General features: G+C 74.0%; 17 protein-coding genes. 12 read left to right on the top strand and 5 right to left on the bottom strand.

Features of this window, described 5'->3' with window-relative positions; all coding sequences use genetic code 11:
- Positions 1–20 precede the first annotated feature (20 nt).
- On the top strand, positions 21–515 hold the full coding sequence (locus QWY28_RS04190) for a glutathione peroxidase (RefSeq protein ID WP_300951049.1): 495 nt from the start codon (positions 21–23) through the stop codon (positions 513–515).
- Complete coding sequence (locus QWY28_RS04185) at positions 515–1000, top strand: SRPBCC family protein (RefSeq protein ID WP_300951048.1); 486 nt, start codon at positions 515–517, stop codon at positions 998–1000. The genes QWY28_RS04190 and QWY28_RS04185 overlap by 1 nt, the downstream gene beginning before the upstream one ends.
- A 30-nt stretch (positions 1001–1030) precedes the next feature.
- Here the strand turns inward: QWY28_RS04185 and QWY28_RS04180 are convergent, their stop codons facing one another.
- Together QWY28_RS04180 and QWY28_RS04175 are read right to left on the bottom strand one after the other, a co-directional pair.
- Positions 1031–3355, bottom strand: a complete 2325-nt coding sequence (locus QWY28_RS04180; protein WP_300951047.1) for an MMPL family transporter — start codon at positions 3353–3355, stop codon at positions 1031–1033.
- A gap of 35 nt (positions 3356–3390) precedes the next feature.
- On the bottom strand, positions 3391–3984 hold the full coding sequence (locus tag QWY28_RS04175; RefSeq protein WP_300951046.1) for a TetR/AcrR family transcriptional regulator: 594 nt from the start codon (positions 3982–3984) through the stop codon (positions 3391–3393).
- A 163-nt stretch (positions 3985–4147) separates the two neighbouring features.
- Between QWY28_RS04175 and QWY28_RS04170 the strand changes: the two genes are divergently transcribed.
- Positions 4148–5488 carry an NAD-dependent malic enzyme gene (locus QWY28_RS04170; RefSeq protein ID WP_439117227.1) on the top strand — a complete coding sequence of 447 codons (1341 nt, stop codon included), beginning with the start codon at positions 4148–4150 and terminating at the stop codon, positions 5486–5488.
- A 172-nt stretch (positions 5489–5660) separates the two neighbouring features.
- Here the strand turns inward: QWY28_RS04170 and QWY28_RS04165 are convergent, their stop codons facing one another.
- Together QWY28_RS04165 and ppgK are read right to left on the bottom strand one after the other, a co-directional pair.
- Positions 5661–6251: a hypothetical protein gene (locus QWY28_RS04165; RefSeq protein WP_300951042.1), complete on the bottom strand. Its 591-nt coding sequence runs from the start codon at positions 6249–6251 to the stop codon at positions 5661–5663.
- Positions 6252–6316: 65 nt separating this feature from the next.
- Positions 6317–7066: a polyphosphate--glucose phosphotransferase gene (ppgK, locus tag QWY28_RS04160; RefSeq protein WP_300951040.1), complete on the bottom strand. Its 750-nt coding sequence runs from the start codon at positions 7064–7066 to the stop codon at positions 6317–6319.
- A gap of 161 nt (positions 7067–7227) precedes the next feature.
- On the opposite strand from ppgK, the gene QWY28_RS04155 reads away from it, so the two are divergent.
- The 8 genes from QWY28_RS04155 (at position 7228) to QWY28_RS04120 (ending at position 15581) form a co-directional block, all read left to right on the top strand.
- Positions 7228–8286, top strand: coding sequence for an ATP-binding cassette domain-containing protein (locus tag QWY28_RS04155; RefSeq protein WP_300951038.1), 1059 nt, complete (start codon positions 7228–7230; stop codon positions 8284–8286).
- Entirely contained in the window at positions 8283–9038 is a 756-nt protein-coding gene (locus tag QWY28_RS04150) for an ABC transporter permease (protein WP_300951037.1), read from the top strand. The genes QWY28_RS04155 and QWY28_RS04150 overlap by 4 nt, the downstream gene beginning before the upstream one ends.
- Before the next feature lie 236 nt (positions 9039–9274).
- Positions 9275–10723 carry a fatty acid desaturase gene (locus QWY28_RS04145; RefSeq protein ID WP_300951036.1) on the top strand — a complete coding sequence of 483 codons (1449 nt, stop codon included), beginning with the start codon at positions 9275–9277 and terminating at the stop codon, positions 10721–10723.
- Entirely contained in the window at positions 10723–10938 is a 216-nt protein-coding gene (locus QWY28_RS04140; protein ID WP_300951035.1) for a ferredoxin, read from the top strand. Before QWY28_RS04145 ends, QWY28_RS04140 begins: the two co-directional genes overlap by 1 nt.
- 91 nt (positions 10939–11029) lie before the next feature.
- Positions 11030–11620: a TetR/AcrR family transcriptional regulator gene (locus tag QWY28_RS04135; protein WP_300951034.1), complete on the top strand. Its 591-nt coding sequence runs from the start codon at positions 11030–11032 to the stop codon at positions 11618–11620.
- Entirely contained in the window at positions 11617–13008 is a 1392-nt protein-coding gene (locus QWY28_RS04130) for an MFS transporter (RefSeq protein ID WP_300951033.1), read from the top strand. Before QWY28_RS04135 ends, QWY28_RS04130 begins: the two co-directional genes overlap by 4 nt.
- Positions 13009–13085: 77 nt before the next feature.
- The gene (locus QWY28_RS04125) at positions 13086–14294 is read left to right on the top strand and encodes a M15 family metallopeptidase (RefSeq protein WP_300951032.1); all 1209 of its coding nucleotides are present in this window, start codon (positions 13086–13088) and stop codon (positions 14292–14294) included.
- A 144-nt stretch (positions 14295–14438) separates the two neighbouring features.
- Positions 14439–15581 carry a serine/threonine-protein kinase gene (locus tag QWY28_RS04120; RefSeq protein ID WP_300951031.1) on the top strand — a complete coding sequence of 381 codons (1143 nt, stop codon included), beginning with the start codon at positions 14439–14441 and terminating at the stop codon, positions 15579–15581.
- A 28-nt stretch (positions 15582–15609) separates the two neighbouring features.
- Here QWY28_RS04120 and QWY28_RS04115 read toward each other — a convergent pair whose 3' ends face one another.
- Positions 15610–17646 (bottom strand): vWA domain-containing protein, encoded by a 2037-nt coding sequence (locus tag QWY28_RS04115; protein WP_300951030.1) that lies wholly within the window; start codon positions 17644–17646, stop codon positions 15610–15612.
- Between the two features lie 79 nt (positions 17647–17725).
- Here QWY28_RS04115 and QWY28_RS04110 point away from each other — a divergent pair, with 79 nt between their 5' ends.
- Complete coding sequence (locus tag QWY28_RS04110) at positions 17726–18403, top strand: MOSC domain-containing protein (protein ID WP_300951029.1); 678 nt, start codon at positions 17726–17728, stop codon at positions 18401–18403.
- The last annotated feature ends 1 nt before the right edge of the window (position 18404 follow it).

Genomic DNA, 18404 nt, shown 5'->3' with positions numbered 1-18404 from the left:
GGACTGCCATGCTTCCGGGCATGACGACCCTGCACGACTTCTCCGCGCGCGGCATCGACGGCAGCGACGTCGACCTGGCGGCGTACTCCGGCCAGGTGGTGCTCGTGGTCAACACCGCCTCGCAGTGCGGGTTCACCCCGCAGTACCAGGGGCTTCAGGCGCTGCACGACCGGTTCGCCGGCCGCGGCTTCGCGGTGCTCGGCTTCCCGTGCGACCAGTTCGGCGGCCAGGAGCCCGGCACCGACGAGGAGATCTCCGGCTTCTGCGAGCGCACCTTCGGCGTCACGTTCCCGCTGTTCTCCAAGGTGGAGGTCAACGGCGCCGGGGCGCACCCGGTGTTCGGCTACCTGCGCCGGGAGAAGGGCGGGCTGCTCGGCGACCGGATCAAGTGGAACTTCACCAAGTTCCTCGTCGGCCGCGACGGGCGGGTCATCGAGCGCTACGCGCCGACGACGAAGCCGGAGCGGATCGCGGCCGACGTCGAGGCCGCCCTGGGTGCCGAGGTGCAGGGCTGATGGCCCGCTTCACCTCCGGCACCAGGGCCGAGGCGGTCGTCCTCGCCCCGCGTCAGGCGATCTGGGACGTGCTGACCGACCCGGCGCTGGTGGCCGAGCTGACCCCGCTGCTGCGGCGCATCGACGCCGAGGGCGAGCACTGGACCTGGCACATGACCGGCCTCGACGTGCTGGGCGTGCAGGTCTCGCCGACGTTCACCGAGCGGATGTCCTACCGCGAGCTCGAGCGCATCGACTTCACCCACGAGCCGCCCGCCGGCGTCACCGAGCGGGCGGGCGTGGAGGGCTGGTACGTCCTCACCGAGGTCCCCGAGTCCGAGGGCGGCGGCACCCACCTGGCCACCAGCCTCGACATCACCCTCGAGCTGCCGCTGCCGAAGCTGTCCTCGCCCGCCGTCACCGCCGCGATGCGGGGCGTGATGGGCCAGATGGGCGAGCGGTTCTCGCGGAACCTGCTCGCCCACCTGGGTGTCGGCCAGCGCTGAGCCGACGCGTGCCCGGCCCGGCGCCGGCGGTCAGACCCGCTGGTGCTCGCCGGTGGCCGCGGTGGCGCCGACCTCGCCGGGGACGAGCTCGCCGCCCCGGTTCCGCTCGAGCTTCTCGCCCTCGACGTCGACGTTCGGCAGGATCCGGTCGAGCCAGCCCGGCAGCCACCAGGCCTTCTCGCCCATCAGGTAGAGCAGCGCCGGCACGAGCGCCATCCGGATGATGAAGGCGTCGAGGAAGACCGCCACGGCGAGGGCGAAGCCCATCGACTTGATGATCGGCTCGTCGATCAGGATGAACGCGGCGAAGACCGAGATCATGATGACCGCGGCGGCCGCCACCACCCGGGCGCTGTTGCGGAAGCCGTCGACCACGGCGTCGCGGGTGCCCATGCCGTGCACGTGCGCCTCGCGCATCCGCGTCACCAGGAACACCTGGTAGTCCATCGCCAGGCCGAAGACCAGGCCGATGAGGAAGATCGGCATGAAGCTGACGATCGGCTGGCCCTCGACCAGGCCGAAGGTGCCCTCCTGGAAGACCGCGACGGTGATGCCGAGCGTGGCCAGCACCGAGAGCAGGAAGCCCAGCGTCGCCGTGAGCGGCACGAGGATCGAGCGGAAGACGATCATCAGCAGGATGAACGCCAAGCCGATGACGACGAGCAGGTAGATCGGCAGCGCGTCGCTGAGCCGCTCGGAGACGTCGGTGAAGATCGCCGTCGTGCCGGTGACGCCGAGCTCCGCACCGGTGCTGTCCTCGACGCCGGCCTGGCCGTCGCGGAGGCTGGTGAGCAGGTCCTCGGTCGCGGTGTCCTCGGGGCCGGTCTCGGGCGTGATGAGCACCTGCGCGCCGGTGCCGTCCTCGTTCTGCCCGACGACCTGCGCGTTGCGCACGTCGTCCTGGCCGGCGGCCCACTCCACGACCTCGCCGTACGCCGCCGGGCGGTCGTCGGCGGGGACGTCGCGGCCGTCGACCACGACGAGCAGCGGGGCGTCCCGGCCGGGGCCGAACGCGTCCGCGACCAGGTCGGAGGCCTTGCGCTGGGTGCTGTCGGCCGACGCGGTGCTGTCGGTCGGGAACGCCAGGTGCAGGTCCTTCATCGGGATGGCGAGCGCACCGAGGGCGACGACCACCAGCAGGACCACCGCGACCGGGGCGCGGCCGACCAGGCGGGCCCAGCGGACGCCGTTGTTGAGGATGCTGCCGTCGTGGTCGCGGGCGGGCCGGTAGCGGCGCACGCGGCCGGCGAAGACCTTGGAGCCGAGCATGCCGAGCAGCGCGGGCAGCAGGGTGAGCGCGACGAGCACGGCGACCAGCACGGTGCCGGCGGCCGCGATGCCCATCGAGGTGAGGAACGGGATCCGGACGACCGAGAGCGCGGCGAGCGCGATAAGCACGGTCAGGCCGGCGAAGACGACGGCCGAGCCGGCGGTGCCGACGGCCAGGCCGGTGGCGTCCTGCCGGTCGGAGGTGTGCTCCATCTCGGCGCGGAACCGGGCGAGGATGAACAGGCAGTAGTCGATGCCGACCGCGAGGCCGATCATCGTGGCGAGCATCGGGGTGGTCGAGCCGATGTCGGTGAAGGCGGTCATCAGGCTGATGCCGGTGACGCCGAAGCCGACGCCCACCGCGGCGGTGACGATCGGCAGGCCGGCGGCGACGAGCGAGCCGAAGGTCAGCACCAGCACGACGAGGGCGACCGCGATGCCGATCAGCTCCGAGGTACCTCCGATGTGCGGCATGCCCTGGCTGCCCAAGCCGTTCGCCTCGACGGTCAGGCCGCTCTCGCGGGCCTGGGCCATGACGTCCTCGAGGTCCTCGATGGTGGTCGGCTCGACGTCGGCGACCGACGCGACGGCGAAGTCCCAGGTGATGGTGCCGACGCGGCCGTCCTCCGACAGCGGGGAGAGCGCGGCGGCGTTCGTCTCCGCGACCTCCGGGTCGCTGCCCGACTCCCGCGCGGCGTCGACCAGCTGTCGGCGCTGCTGCTCGGCGGCGGTCACCGGGTCCGCGAGCGGCGCCTCGGGCATCTGCGGCAGCTCGGCGAGGTCCGCGACGAGCGCCTCGGTGGCCTCGGTCCACTCCGGGTCCGCGAGCCGCTCGCCCTCGGGGGCGGCGACGACGACGTTGACGGTCGCCCGCTCGGAGGGGTCCGGTGCGCCGGGGAAGAGCTCGGCCTGCATGTCGGAGGCCTTCTCCGAGGGGATGCCCGGGATGGAGAAGGAGTCGCTCATCGGCTTCGCGAAGGCCGCGACCGAGGCGCCGAGCGCGACGAAGAGCACGACCCACGTCGCGATGACGAGCGGCCACCGCCGGTAGGCGGTGAGTCCGAGGCGGTGCAGCAGGGTGGCCATGGGGTTCCTCAGGTGGGAGTGGTGACGGGTGGGGATCAGGCGAGGAGCCGCCGGGCGGCGGCGAGGTGCTCGTCGAAGAGGTCGGCCAGCGGCCGGTCGTCGCCGGCGACGTACGCCGCCATGACGCTGTCGAACACGGTGACCAGCAGCCGGACGAGCAGCCGGGCCCGCATGCCGCTGAGCTCGGGGTCGCGCCGGGCGACGAGCCCGGCGATGTCGGTGCAGACCTCCTCGAAGCGGCCGTGGACGGTCATCAGCAGCCGCGGCGTGGTGGTGAGGATGTGCTGGAGCCGGTGGACCCGGTCGCGCTGGACGTCGGTGTCGGCCAGGATCACCCGCGCGAGGACCGTGAGGTCGTCGACGAGGTCGCCGTGCGGGCCGCCCCGGACGAACTCCTCGCGGACCTCCCCGGGGATCGACGGCACGTTCCCGAGCACCGCGTCGAGCTTGCTCGGGAAGTAGTTGAACAGCGTCCGCCGCGAGACGTCGGACGCCGCGGCGAGGTCCTCCATCGTGAAGCCGTCCAGGCCGTGCTCCTCGACCAGGCGCTGGGCGCAGTCGGAGATGCGGTCCTCGGTGTCGCGGCGCTTGGCGTCGCGGCGGGACAGCTGGGTTGCACTTCCGGACATGGAGTGCAGTCTTGCACTAGCAGCCAAGTGCGTGCAAAAAGGTGACGGTGGTCACGCGAGGGCTCGGAGAGCCCTGTGTGACTTGCCGGTAACCGGCGGCGGCGCGGAGAGTGGGCCGGTGACCAGCCGACCAGCCGCCACCACCTCGTCGTACTCCATCACCATGCGGCTGCACACCGCCCCGGACCACGGGGTGGTGGGCGCGGTGGCGACCACCATCAGCGAGGCCGGCGGGATCGTGACCGCGATGGACGTCTCGGAGTCCAGCCACGAGCGGCTGGTGGTCGACGTGACGTGCTCGGCCAGCGACGCCGACCACGCCAAGCTGCTCGAGCAGGCCGTCGACGCGATCGACGGCGTGACGGTCCACAAGACCAGCGACCGGACGTTCCTGCTCCACCTCGGCGGCAAGATCGAGGTCGGCTCCAAGGTGCCGATGCGCAACCGCGACGACCTCTCGATGGCCTACACGCCGGGGGTCGGCCGGGTCAGCAGCGCGATCGCCGAGCACCCCGAGGACGTGTGGCGGCTGACGACCAAGGGCAACACGGTCGCGGTGGTCACCGACGGCTCCGCGGTCCTCGGCCTCGGCAACATCGGCCCCGGCGCGGCGCTGCCGGTGATGGAGGGCAAGGCGGCCCTGTTCAAGCGGTTCGCCGGCATCGACGCCTGGCCGATCTGCCTGGACACCCAGGACACCGACGAGATCGTCCGCGCGGTCGAGATGATCGCGCCCGGCTTCGGCGGCATCAACCTCGAGGACATCGCCGCCCCACGCTGCTTCGAGATCGAGCGGCGGCTGCGGGCCAGCCTCGACATCCCGGTGTTCCACGACGACCAGCACGGCACGGCCATCGTCGTGCTGGCCGCGCTCACCAACGCCCTGCGCGTGGTCCACAAGCAGCTGGAGTCGGTCCGGGTCGTCGTCTCCGGTGGCGGCGCCGCGGGCACCGCGATCGTCACGCTGCTCCTCGCCGCCGGCGTCACCGACGTCGTGGTGGTCGACCGCCAGGGCGCGCTGTGCGCCGACGACGACTCGCTGACCGGCGCGCACCGCCAGCTCGCCGAGGTCACCAACCCGCGCCGGGTCACCGGCGACCTGCACACCGCGCTCACCGGCGCCGACGTCTTCATCGGCGTGAGCGCCCCCCGGATCCTCCAGCCCGAGTGGATCCAGGACATGGCCGACGACGCCGTCGTCTTCGCGCTGGCCAACCCCGACCCGGAGGTCGACCCCGTCGAGGCCGCCAGGTACGCCGCGGTCGTGGCCAGCGGCCGCTCGGACTACCCGAACCAGATCAACAACGTGCTGGCGTTCCCCGGCGTCTTCCGCGGCCTGCTCGACGCCCGCGCCTCGGAGATCACCGTCGAGATGCTGCTGCGAGCCGCCCGCGCGATCGCCCTCGTCGTCCAGGACGACGAGCTCAACCCGTCGTTCATCATCCCGACCGTCTTCCACCCCGACGTCCCCAAGGCCGTCGCGGCGGCCGTCCGGGGCGCCTGAGCCCGGCCTCGACGCGGTCGCCCGCGCCTGTGGGGTGACCTCCGGCGGGCGGAAGTTTCATCGGCCGGCCGACGCAACCGGCGGCTGGACGATGAAGTTCCATCGGCCGACCGGGAGATTCATCGGCCGGCCGATGAAGCTCGCGACTGCCGCGCCGGACGCCGGCGAGGGCTCAGTCCGGGATCCCGCGCACCTCGGCGGGGTCGCGCTGCTCGACGACCCGGCGCAGCGCCAGGTCGCGGGCCTGGACGGTCGGCGCGGCGACCGTCACCGCGTACGGGTGCTCCCGGTAGGCCGAGGTCAGCCGCACCAGGCCGGACCCGTCCGGCTCGGGGAGGCGCCAGACCCACCGGTTGACGCTGCCGTCCGCCGCCCGAGCCGCGGCGCGGTCGCCGGCGGCGTACACCCGGCGCAGGCGCCGCAGGTTCCCGCGCACGTCGCGCGCCGCGGCGTACGTCACCACGACGGGTGCGCCGGCGACCCGGACGCGGCAGCGCCAGGTGGTCCGTCGCTCGCCCTCCGCGCCCGAGCAGGCCGGGTCGTCGAGGTCGATCGACGGGAAGACCCAGGCCAGGCCCTCGAGGCCGCGGGGACGGCTGCAGCCCGCGACGCCGTCGCGGCTGCTGGTGCCGTCCCAGCAGCGGGCCGGGCCGCCCGAGGCGTCGGCGGCGTCCGGGTCGGCGAGCAGGAGCCGGGCGCCGAAGCCGGCCGCGGCGAGGAGCAGCACGACGAGGGGTACGACGACGAGCGGCGTGCGTGACACCGGGACCTCCTCGAGCCGGACTCCGTCCGGGCATCGTGCCGTGGCCCGGCGCCCCTGGGAAGAGGTCAGCCGCCGACGGCGTGCAGCGCGGCGCCGACGACGCCCGCCTTGTTGCGCAGCGTGGCCGGCACGATCTCGGTGTCGAGCCGCAGCAGCGGCAGGAACTCGTCGGCCCGCTTGCTGATCCCGCCGCCCACGACGAACAGGTCGGGGGAGAAGAGCCGCTCGAGGTGGCGGTAGTACGCCGTCAGCCGCTCGGCCCACGCCGCCATCGAGAGGTCCTCGCGCTCCCGGGCGCTGTTGGCGGCGCGGTGCTCAGCGACGTGGCCGTCGATCACGAGGTGGCCGAGCTCGCTGTTGGGGACCAGCCGGCCGTCGTGGACGAGCGCGGAGCCGATGCCGGTGCCGAGGGTGGTGACGACGACCAGGCCGTCGCGACCACGCGCCGCGCCGTACCGCACCTCGGCGAGGCCGGCGGCGTCCGCGTCGTTGACGACGTGCACCTCGCGGCCGGTGGCCTCGGTGAACAGCGCGTCGGCGTCGGTGCCGACCCACGCGGGGTCGATGTTGGCGGCCGAGCCGACGACGCCACGGCGGACGATGCCCGGGACGGTCACGCCGACCGGCCCGTCCACGTCGGGGAAGGCGTCCAGCAGCTCGCGGAACACCGCGGCGACGACGTCCGGGGTCGACGGCTTCGGGGTCCGGACCCGGACCCGCTCGGCGGCGAAGTCGCCGGCCGCGAGGTCGACCGGTGCCCCCTTGATGCCCGTGCCGCCGAAGTCGATGCCGATGGGGGTGGTCGTGGTGGCCATCGGCCCATCCCACCACGTCCGGGGCCGATGAGTCCGGGCCGCCGGGCCGGTCTGTGGTCCTGCGCGGTGCGAGCACGGCGGAAATCGGCTCGCCCCGCGCGGGGGCGCGCCGGGACACTGCCCGGGCCAGGCGGACCCGGCCAGACAGCGAAGGAGCGCGGATGATCCACGCACGAGGGCTCGTGCAGACCTTCCACACCGGTCGTGGGAAGGAGCGCAAGGAGGTCCACGCCGTCGACGGCGTCGACCTCGACGTCGAGGAGGGGGAGGTGGTCGGCTTCCTCGGCCCCAACGGGGCCGGCAAGACCACCACCCTGCGGATGCTCACCACCCTGCTGCGACCGACCGCCGGCACGGCGACCGTCGCGGGGTACGACGTGGCGACGCAGCCGGTGCAGGTGCGGCGCAGCATCGGCTACTGCAGCCAGGTCGGCTCGACCTTCTCCGGCGCCTACGCCGGCGACGAGGTCGTCGACCACGGGATGCTCTACGGGATGTCGCGCAAGGACGCCGTCGCGAAGGGCCAGGAGCTCTTCGACCGGCTCCAGCTCGACGGCCTGTGGCGCCGGATGCCCAAGAACATGTCGGGCGGGCAGAAGCGCCGCCTCGACATCGTCATGGGGCTCATCCACTCGCCGTCGCTGGTCTTCCTCGACGAGCCGACGACGGGGCTGGACCCGCAGGCGCGGGCCAACCTGTGGGAGCACATCGCGGGCCTGCGCACCGAGCAGGGCGCGACGGTGTTCCTCACGACGCACTACCTCGACGAGGCCGACGCGCTGGCCGACCGCATCGTGATCATCGACCGTGGCCGGATCGTCGCCAGCGACACCAGTGACAACCTCAAGGCGCAGGTGGCCGGCGACCTGGTCGACCTCGAGGTCAGCGCCGACGAGCACGTCGCGGTCGCCCGCGACAAGCTCGGGTCGCTGGCCCCCGACGTCGCCGTCGAGGGCCGCCACGTCCGGGGCCGGGTCTCCCGCGCCGGCCGCGCGGTGCCGGGCCTGCTGCGCGACCTGGAGTCGGCCGGGGTCGCCCTCGACTCGATCGAGGTGGCCCGGCCGACCCTCGACGACGTGTTCCTCACCCTGACCGGCCGGTCGCTGCGGGACGCCGAGGCCACGGCCGAGGCGACCGACCCGCCCGGCGGCGTACCCCCGGAGGCGGGGGCGACGCCGTCTCCGACGACCACCACGACGAGCACGGGAGCCGCGCGATGACCACCTTCCTGCGCGAGACGTCGATCGTCTTCAACCGCCAGCTGCGGATGAACCTGCGCAACCCGGCCTGGGTGATCATCGGGATGCTGCAGCCGGTGCTCTACCTGCTGCTGTTCGGGCCGCTGCTCGAGCCGGTGATCGGCCAGCTCGGCGTCAACCAGTACACCTGGTTCGTCCCCGGGATGCTCGTCCAGCTGGGCATCTTCGGCGCGTTCTTCGCCGGGTTCAGCCTGATCGGGGAGTGGCGCGAGGGCGTGATCGAGGCCGAGCGGGTGACCCCGGCGAGCCGGTCGGCGCTGCTGATGGGTCGGCTGGGCCGTGACCTGCTGCAGCTGCTCGTCCAGGCGCTGATCCTCGTCGCGCTCGGCCTGGTGATGGGCATGGACTGGAACCCCGGCGGCATCCTGCTCGGCATCGTGCTGACGATCCTGCTCGGCGGGGCCTGCGCCGCGGCGTCCAACGCGTTCGCGCTCACCGTCAAGAGCGAGGACGTGATGGCGCCGGTCATCAATCTCGTGATGATGCCGGTGCTGCTGCTGTCCGGGATCCTGCTCCCGATGAGCTTCGGCGCGGCCTGGCTCGACACGCTGGCCGACTTCATGCCGATCCGCCACGTCGTCGACGCCGTCCGCGGTGCGTTCTTCGGCGAGTTCGACGCCTCCACGATGGGCTGGGGCGTCGGCTGGACGGTCGTGCTCTTCGGCCTCGCCGTCTGGTGGGGCACGGCGGTCTTCCGGCGCGAGAACGCCTGACCGCGGGCCGGCTCGCGGCCGCGCCAGTTTCAGCGGCCCACCGGGAGCTTCATCGGCCGGCCGATGAACGTGGCGGCTGGCCGATGAAACTTCATCGTCCCTCCGCGAGATTCGTCGGCCGGCCGATGAAACAGCGCCCCATTCGCAGTCCGGCAGGTTTACATCGACGTACCTCTTGTCAAACGGGGTGTACAGACCCTACGGTTCTGTCAACCGCACCGGCAGGAGGTACGTCGATGAGCGCCATCCCGAACACGACCGTCCCCCAGGGCTCGACCGAGCAGTGGACGGACAAGAAGCGCTACCTGTGGCTGATCGGCCTGGTGGTCCCGTCCCTGGCCTTCCTGGCGTACGCCGGGTGGAAGCTGACCGGCTTCGGCGGGTTCTTCTGGATCGGCCCGGTCGTGATCCTGGTGATCGTGCCCGCGATCGACCTGGTCGCCGGTCTCGACCGCTCGAACCCGCCCGACGACGTGATCGAGGCACTCGAGCAGGACCGGTACTACCGGTGGATCACCTACCTGTTCCTCCCGGTGCAGTACGCCGGGTTCCTCGGCGCGATGTACCTCATCGCCGCGGGCGACCCGCTCTCCGGGATCGGCCGGGGCGCCGGCGACCTGGCGACGTGGGAGGCCGTCGGCCTGGCGATCTCGATCGGCTGCATCGGCGGCATCGGCATCAACACCGCCCACGAGCTCGGCCACAAGAAGGAGAGCCACGAGCGCTGGCTGTCGAAGATCGCGCTCGCGCAGAGCTTCTACGGGCACTTCTACATCGAGCACAACCGCGGTCACCACGTCCGCGTCGCCACCCCGGAGGACCCGGCGTCCTCGCGCGTCGGCGAGAGCTTCTACCGGTTCTGGCCGCGCACGGTCCTCGGCTCGCTGCGCTCGGCGTGGCACCTGGAGAAGCGCCGCTACGCCCGCAAGCAGCAGCACCCCTTCCGCCTCGGCAACGACGTGCTCAACGCGTGGCTGATGTCGGCGGTGCTCTGGGGCGCGGTCGTCGCCTGGCTCGGCGTCGAGGTGCTGCCCTACCTCGCGCTCCAGGCCGTGATCGGCTTCTCGCTGCTCGAGGTCGTCAACTACATGGAGCACTACGGGATGCTGCGGCAGAAGGTCGGCGCCGGCGAGCGGCAGCGCTACGAGCGCGTGGACCCCTCGCACTCGTGGAACTCCAACAACATCGCGACCAACGTGCTGCTCTACCACCTGCAGCGGCACAGCGACCACCACGCGAACCCCACGCGCCGCTACCAGACGCTGCGGGACTTCGAGGAGTCCCCGGTCCTGCCCACGGGGTACGCCGGGATGATCGTGCTCGCACTGTTCCCGCCGGTCTGGCGCCGGGTGATGGACCCCCGCGTGCACGGCCACTTCGGCGGCGACATGAGCCGCGCGAACATCCAGCCGGGCAAGCGGGAGAAGGTCCTCGCGGCGTACCCCGCCCCGGTCGTGGAGCCCACCGCCGCCGAGCGCGCGGACCTCACGCCCGGTGCGGTCGAGGAGGTGCTCGCCGCCCGCTGCCCGAGCTGCGACTACGTCTACGACGTCGAGACCGGCGACGAGCACGAGGGCTTCGCCGCCGGCACCGCCTGGGCCGACATCCCGCAGGACTGGTGCTGCCCCGACTGCGGGGTGCGCGAGAAGGTCGACTTCGTGCCGCTGGCCCGGGCGGACGCCTGATGGGCGCGCCCACCGGCGCGGTGCGGATCACCGTGGACCGCGACCTGTGCGAGGGGCTCGGGATGTGCGAGGCGATGGCCTCGGACTACTTCGAGCTCGACGACGACGAGGTCATGCACGTCCTGGACGAGACGCCGGCCGAGGCCGACCGCGGGCGGGTCCACGCCGCCGTGGAGGCCTGCCCGGTCCTGGCCCTGCGCCTCGACCCGGCCTGAGGGCCGGTTCCAGACGACCTCGTGCCGGTGGCCGGCGCGTCCCCCCACCGTCCGGACGCCGGCCCGAGGTCACCTTCCTAGACTGGTCGTCATGACCCCGCCCGCCGCAGCGCCGACCACGACGCGCGACCGGGTGGTCGACGCCGCGGTGCGGATGACGACCGAGCTGGGCTGGTCCCGCGTCACGATGGTGCGCCTCGCCGACGAGGTCGGCGTGAGCCGGCAGACCGTGTACAACGAGATGGGCACCAAGGCGGGGCTGGCCGAGGCGATGGTGGCCCGCGAGCTCGACCGCTTCCTCGGCGTCGTGACGCTCTCCTTCGACCACCACCCCGACGACCTGGTGGCCGCGATCCGGGGGGCGACCCGCGCGGTCCTCGAGCTGGCCCAGGACAACCCGCTGCTGCACGCGGTGGTGAGCGCGACCCACGGCGCCGACACCGAGCTGCTGCCGCTGCTCACCACGCAGGCCGAGTCGCTGCTCAGCGCCGCGCAGGCCGTGGTCTCCGAGCGGGTGGCGCCGTACGACGTGGACCTGGAGCCCGAGCAGCTCGTCGCCGCCATCGACATGGTCGTCCGGGTCGTGCTCAGCCACGTCATGCAGCCCTCGGCCCCGCCGGCGCAGACCGCCGACGGGATCGCCTGGCTCGCCGGCCGCGTGCTGCGTCTGCGGGTGGGGTGAGCGGCCCCGCCGCGGTCCGGCTCGGCACGCCGACCGGCCGGGCCGTGGTCGCCGCCGCGACGCTCGGCTCCGGGCTGACCCTCCTCGACGGCACGGTCGTCAACGTCGCGCTGGTGCGGATCGGCGAGGACCTCGACGCCTCGCTCGCCCAGCTGCAGTGGGTGACCAACGGCTACCTGCTCTCCCTGGCCAGCCTGATCCTCCTCGGCGGGTCGCTCGGCGACCGGTTCGGCCGCCGCCGCGTGTTCGTCGTCGGCACGGTGTGGTTCGCGCTCGCCTCGCTGGCCTGCGGGCTGGCGCCGACCGCGGAGACGCTCATCGCCGCGCGCGTGCTCCAGGGCGTCGGCGGGGCGCTGCTCACCCCCGGCAGCCTCGCGATGATCCAGGGCGCCTTCGTGGCCGAGGACCGGCCGCGGGCGATCGGCGCCTGGTCGGGCCTCGGCGGCATCGCCACCGCGGTCGGGCCGTTCGTCGGCGGCGTGCTCATCGACCACGCGAGCTGGCGGTGGATCTTCCTGGTCAACCTGCCCCTGGCCGCGCTCACCGTGGTCGTCGCGCTGCGGGCCGTGCCGGAGACCCGCGACCCGCACGCGTCCGGGCGGCTGGACCTGCCCGGCGCCGCCCTCGCGACCCTCGGCCTGGCCGGCACGACGTACGCCCTCATCCAGTGGGGCGACGGCCTCGCCCTGCCCGCGGGGGCCCTCGCCGTCCTGGCGCTCGTCGCCTTCGTGGTGGTCGAGCGCCGTCGCCCGGACCCGATGCTGGAGCCGGGGCTCTTCGCCGACCGCACCTTCAGCGCCGCGAACGCGATGACGCTCCTGGTCTACGCCGCGCTCGGGGCGGTGATGTTCTTCCTCGTCATCCAGCTGCAGACCGTCGGGGGGTACGCCGCGCTGGCCGCCGGCACCGCGACGCTGCCGGTGACCGTCTGCATGCTGCTGCTCGCCGCCCGCGGGGGCGCGCTCGGCGCCCGGATCGGCCCGCGCATCCCGATGACCGTCGGCCCGATCGTGATGGCGGTCGGCGTGCTCCTGCTCCTGGCCGTCGGCGAGGACGTCGACTACGTCGCCGACGTGCTGCCCGGGCTGACCGTCTTCGGGCTGGGCCTGGCGCTCATGGTCGCGCCGCTGACGGCCACCGTGCTGGCGGCCGCCCCCGACGAGCAGGCGGGGCTGGCGAGCGGGGTCAACAACGCCGTCGCGCGAGCCGGTTCGCTGCTGGCCGTCGCCGCGCTGCCGGTCGCCGTCGGCCTCGGCGGCGAGCAGTACGCCGACCCGGTCGCCCTCGACGCGGCGTACCGCTCCGCGATGCTCGCCTGCGCCGTCCTCCTCGTGCTCGGCGGGCTGGTCTCGTGGTTCGCGGTCCGGCCCGACGTGCTCGAGGAGTGAGCGGGCTTCCCGAGCGGGCGTTGCCGGACCGGCCTACCCTGGGTGGGGGAGCTCGGGAGGGAGGACCTGTGGGACCGATGCGTGCCCGGAGCGTGCCGCTCGTCGTGGCCGCGGCGCTGCTGCTCGGCGCGTGCGGTGGCGGGTCCGAGCCCACCCCCGCGCCGGCTCCCGGGACCCCCGCCGGCGGCACGACCGCGGCCGCCGCGCCGCAGTCGGGCGGCAGCACCGCCGCGCCCGCGGGCGACTTCGCCGTCGAGCCGCCCGGCCCGCTGCGCGGCACTCCGCTGCAGGGGCCGGACATGCTGGTCTACAGCCAGGACTCGCTCAGCGCCGACATGGTCGAGCGGATCGAGGGACTGAAGGGCGTCGACGCGGTCGAGCCGCTGGCGATGGCGCAGGTCCCGGTCGAGGACAAGGTCATCAACCTCGCGGCCGTCGACCCGGCGACGTACCGCCGCTTCCTCGAACCGCCCAGCGCCCGCCTCCTCGAGGCGTGGAAGCGGGTGGCCGCGGGCGAGATCGCCGTGCTGCCGACGATGAAGAAGAAGATCCCCATGGACCGGCAGGGGTTCCTCTCCCTCGGCAACGCCACGGGCGCGCCCAAGGCCCACGTCGGCGCGTACGTCGCCCAGGTCCCCCAGATCGACGCCGTCGTCAACGAGAAGTGGGGCGAGCTGCTGGAGATGAAGCCCGGCAACGCGCTGCTCGTCTCGGCCGACATCACCTCGCCGCAGGCGCTGCGCAAGCCGATCCAGCAGATCGCCGGTGACGAGGCCTCGGTGCAGATCCTCGGGCCCGACCTCGACACGAGCGTCCAGCAGACCGCGTTCCTCGTCGGCAGCGTCGCCGACGCGGTCGGCACCTTCAACTACACCGTGCTCGGCGGCGGCCGGATCGCACCCGACCCGGCCTGGGTCACCGAGCACATCCGCACCGAGCCGGTGCCGATCCTCGGCTCGGTCACCTGCAACAAGGCGATCTTCCCGCAGCTGCGCGCCGCGCTGACCGAGGTCGTCGAGCGCGGCCTGGCCGACGAGATCCACCCCGACGAGTACGCCGGGTGCTACTACCCGCGCTTCATCGCCGGCTCCACCAAGCTCTCCAACCACTCCTTCGGCCTCGCACTCGACTTCAACGTCCCCGGCAACCTGCGCGGCACCGTCGGGGAGATCGACCGCACGGTGGTGAGCATCTTCAAGAAGTGGGGCTTCGGCTGGGGCGGCGACTGGCGCTACACCGACCCCATGCACTTCGAGATGGTCGCCATCGTCGAGCCGCGCACCTGAGCGGTCAGCCGGACCGAGCCGCCGGCCGCCGGCCCTCGTCTAGCCTGCCCGGCATGGAGCCGGCGCCGACGACCGTGTTCGCCGGCCGCTACCGTCTGCTCGACCTCCTCGGTGAGGGCGGGATGGGCACGGTGTGGCGCGTCGTTGGACGAGCGCGAGCAGCGGGTCGTCGCGGCCAAGGTGCTGCGCCAGACCGACGCGGCCTCGCTGCTGCGGTTCCTGCGCGAGCAGGCCACCCGGGTCGAGCACCCCCATGTGCTCACCCCGCTCGGCTGGGCCGGCGAGGACGACCTCGTGCTCTTCACGATGCCGGTCGTCGAGGGCGGCTCGCTGGAGGACCTGGTACGCCGGCGGGGACCGCTGCCGCCGCTGCTCGTCGCCGAGCTGGTGCGCCAGCTGCTCGCGGGGCTCGGCGCGATCCACGACGCCGGCGTCGTCCACCGCGACGTCAAGCCGGCCAACCTGCTGCTGCGGGCGACCGGCCCGGGCCGGCCGCACCTGCTCGTCTCCGACTTCGGGGTCGCCGTCGACCTCGCCGGCCCGCGGCTGACCGAGACCGGTGCGGTCGTCGGCACCCCGGGCTACCTCGCCCCCGAGGCGGCGGGCGGCGCCGCCCCGGCCACCCCCACCGACCTGTACGCCGCCGGGCAGGTCGCCCTGTTCCTCCTCACCGGAGTCCCCTCCGCCGCCCCCGCCGTGCTCCCTGCCCGGCCCGACCGGGTGCCGGACCCGCTCTGGTCGCTCGTGGGCGACCTGCTCCTCGCCGACCCGGGCGCGCGACCGACCGCCGCGGCGGCGCTGGCGCGCCTGGGCCACCCCGCGCTGGCCTGGCACCCCGACGCCGTCGGTGACGTCCGCCTCGACGCCGTCACCGCGCCGGTCGCGCCCCCACCGCGTCCGACCGCGCCGGAGCCGACCAGGGTGCGTTCCCCGCAGCCCGGCCCACGGCCCTCGGCGGTCCGCGCCGCGCTGCTCACCGCGCTCGTCGCCGGGGCCGTCGTGGCGCTCGTGCTCGCGCTGTGGCGGCCCTGGGACCGGCCGGTCGAGCAGGAGGACGGTCCCCGGCCGACCCCGACGACCTCAGCCGCCCCGTCGGCTCCTGCCACACCCTCCGCCCCGGCCTCGCCGTCGGACCGCGGGTCGGTGGACGTCGGCCGGGTCGTCACCCGGGTCGGCCAGCCGTGCGAGACCGCCGAGCTGGGGCTGCGGGAGACCACGCTGACCGGGGTGGCCGTCGTGTGCCGGACCGCCGGTGGCGCCGACCCCGCCTGGCGCCGGGCGGGCTGAGCCGGGTACCGGCCGGCCGGGTCGGCCCTCAGCCCCGGCGGCGGACCAGCACGCCCGCGACCACGGCCAGCACGACCACGAGCCCGGCGCCGCCCAGGATCCACGGGAGTGCCGAGCCGGAGCCCTCGCCGGCCGCCCCGTCGGACCCGCCGGACCCCCTGGACCCGTCGGCCGCGGCGGTGTCCTCCTCGGCGGCCGGCGACTCCTCCGCGATCGGGTCGGCGCCGTCGTACGCCGGGGCGCCGGCGGGCTCGCCGATGACGGCGGTCCGCAGCCGCAGGGTGATCGGTGCGGCCTCCGGGGTGCCGGGCTCGGCGGCCGCGCGGGAGACGACGAAGTAGTAGTCGCCGGCGAGGGTGGCCTTGCGCAGGTTCACGTAGGAGTACCCGCGTGCGCTGGACGGCTCCGCGGCACGGTTGCGGTAGCGGACCTCGGGGACGTAGCGCGACGCCTGCAGCGAGGAGGTGCCCGGGCCCAGGGAGGGCAGCGAGCCGACGTCGGTGAGCTCCGCGCGGGCCGGGGTGTAGGTCTGCAGGTCGAAGTGGAGGTAGGAGGAGCGGGGCACGACCTCTCCCGGAGCCGGCAGGTCGACGGTGAACGCCGCCGACTGCCCGTGCTGGACGGCCACCCGGTAGAAGATCTGCTCGCCCGGCAGCAGCGTCTCGCGGTAGGTGCCCGGCGCCAGCAGGAGGGCGTCGGAGAACCCGCCGCCGCCGACCACCGGCGTGCCCCGGCCCTCGGCCGGGGCGACCAGCGGCTCGATCGTGGCCGCGTCGAGGGGCTCGGGGAGGTCGCCGAGGTTCGTCACCGGGGGCTCCTCGACGTAGAGCACCTCGACGGGGACGGGGGCGCCACCCTCGATGCGCTGCACCGCGACCACGAGGCGCTCCGCCTCGACGCAGGGGTCCGCGGGCACGCCGGCCGGGCTGGCTGTCGGGCTGGCTGTCGGGCTGGCTGACGGGCTGGGCGAGGCGGACGCGTCCGAGGACGGCGTCGCCGTGGTGCCCACGGTCTCCTCGAGCCCGTCGACGTGGACGTCGACGACCAGGGCCTGGGTCAGCCCGGCGGGGTCGAACCGGCTCCCGCGCGCGCTCGCGCACTGCTCGCCCTCCGGTGTCCGCACCTCGAGCGTGAGGCTCTCGCGGTTGTACGGGTCGGCGCTCGCGAGCGGGCGCGAGACGACGGAGAAGCGGACCGTGGACCCGGGCCGGCGCAGGAGCTGGTAGTAGCGGACGGGGGTGCCGACGGCGAAGCGGTCGGTGTACTGGCCCGGCTCGAGCTCGGGGCCCTCCTCGGGGAGCTCGGTGGCCTCGACGGGCTCGCCGACGACCGTGAAGGGCCGGGTGGCGCGCTGGGAGAGCTTCCCCAGGGAGGCGGTGAGGGCCTCGGCGTCGGCGGCGTCGTAGTAGGTGCCGCCGCCGGCCTCGGCGATGCAGCGCAGCTGGCCACGGGCGGCGGCGCCGACGCCGAAGCCGACCGTGTCGATGCGCAGGTCGACGCCGGAGCCGACGAGGGCGCGGACGGCCTTGCACGGGTCGGGCGCGCACGTCTCCTCGCCGTCGGAGACGAGCACGATCGTGCGGCGGCCCTCGGGGCCGAGGTCCTCGACCGCCTGGCGCAGGGAGTAGGCGATCGGGGTCTCGCCGGTCGGCTCCGTCCGTGCGATCGCCGCACGGAGCGCGGCGCGGTCGAGGGTGGTCAACGGGGCGACGAGGCGGGAGTCGGTGCAGGAGTCGCTGCGGTCGCCGTAGACCCGCAGCCCCACCGTGGCGTCCTCCGGCAGGGTGTCGACGACGCTGGTGAGGGCCCGCTTGGCCGCCACCATCTTGGTGGTGCCCGACGGGTCGGGCTCCTTCATCGAGCCCGACGCGTCGAGCATGAGCAGCAGCTGGCCGGGTTCGCCGTCGGCTCGCGGGGCAGCAGGGGCAGCAGGGGCAGCAGGGGCAGCAGCACGGGCAGCAGCAGGGGCGGTGGAACCGGCCGGTGCGGTCGTGGCGGGTGCGGGCGCCAGCAGCAGCACGACGAGCCCGAGCAGGACGGACAGTGTTCGGGTGGCGGTCCCCATGGATGGACTCCTCGGCAGCGCTGGCGGTCACCCCACCCTCCCCGCGCCGCCGGGGCGGAAACCCCGCTACGGTCGGCGCGTGCGGGTCGTCGAGGTCCACCGGTGGCCGGTGAAGTCGCTGCGCGGTGAGTCCCTGGACCGGGCCGAGGTGGGCGCACGCGGCCTCGACGGGGACAGGTTGTGGGCGCTGCGCGAGCCCGACGGGAAGCTGGGCAGCGGCAAGTCGACGCGGCGGTTCCGGCGGATGGCCGGCCTGCTCGAGCTCGCGGCGACGTACGACGGTCCGGTCGGTGCGGGGCCCGTGGTCTCGCTGCCCGGCGGCCGCTCCTGGCGCGGCCCGGACCCGGACCTCGACGCCGCGCTCACGGCGTACGTCGGCAGGCCGGTCGGCCTCGCGCGCGAGGACCGCGTCGCGCACCACGACGAGGGGCCGCTGCACCTGGTGACCACCGCGACGCTCGGGCGGCTGGGCACCGACGGGGCGACCCTGCGCGCGAACCTGGTGCTCGACGCGCCGGGGCTCGAGCCGTTCGCCGAGGACGCCTGGTCCGGGCGGGAGCTGCGGCTCGGCGACGGCGGGCCGGTGCTCGTCGTGCGCGAGCCGATGCCGCGGTGCGTGATGGTGGGCGCCGCCGTGCTGCAGGAGGTCACCCGGGCCAACGACGGCTGTGCGGGCGTGGTGGTCGACGTGGTCGCGGGCGGGACGGTCGCGGTGGGCCAGCACGTCGTGCTGGGCCACCGAGCGCCCGCTCGGTAGC

The organism is Nocardioides oceani (assembly GCF_030412965.1).
Classification (GTDB): domain Bacteria; phylum Actinomycetota; class Actinomycetes; order Propionibacteriales; family Nocardioidaceae; genus Nocardioides; species Nocardioides oceani.
The sequence above is the reverse complement of the archived record's forward strand: the minus strand, read 5'-3'. Positions and strand labels throughout refer to the sequence as shown.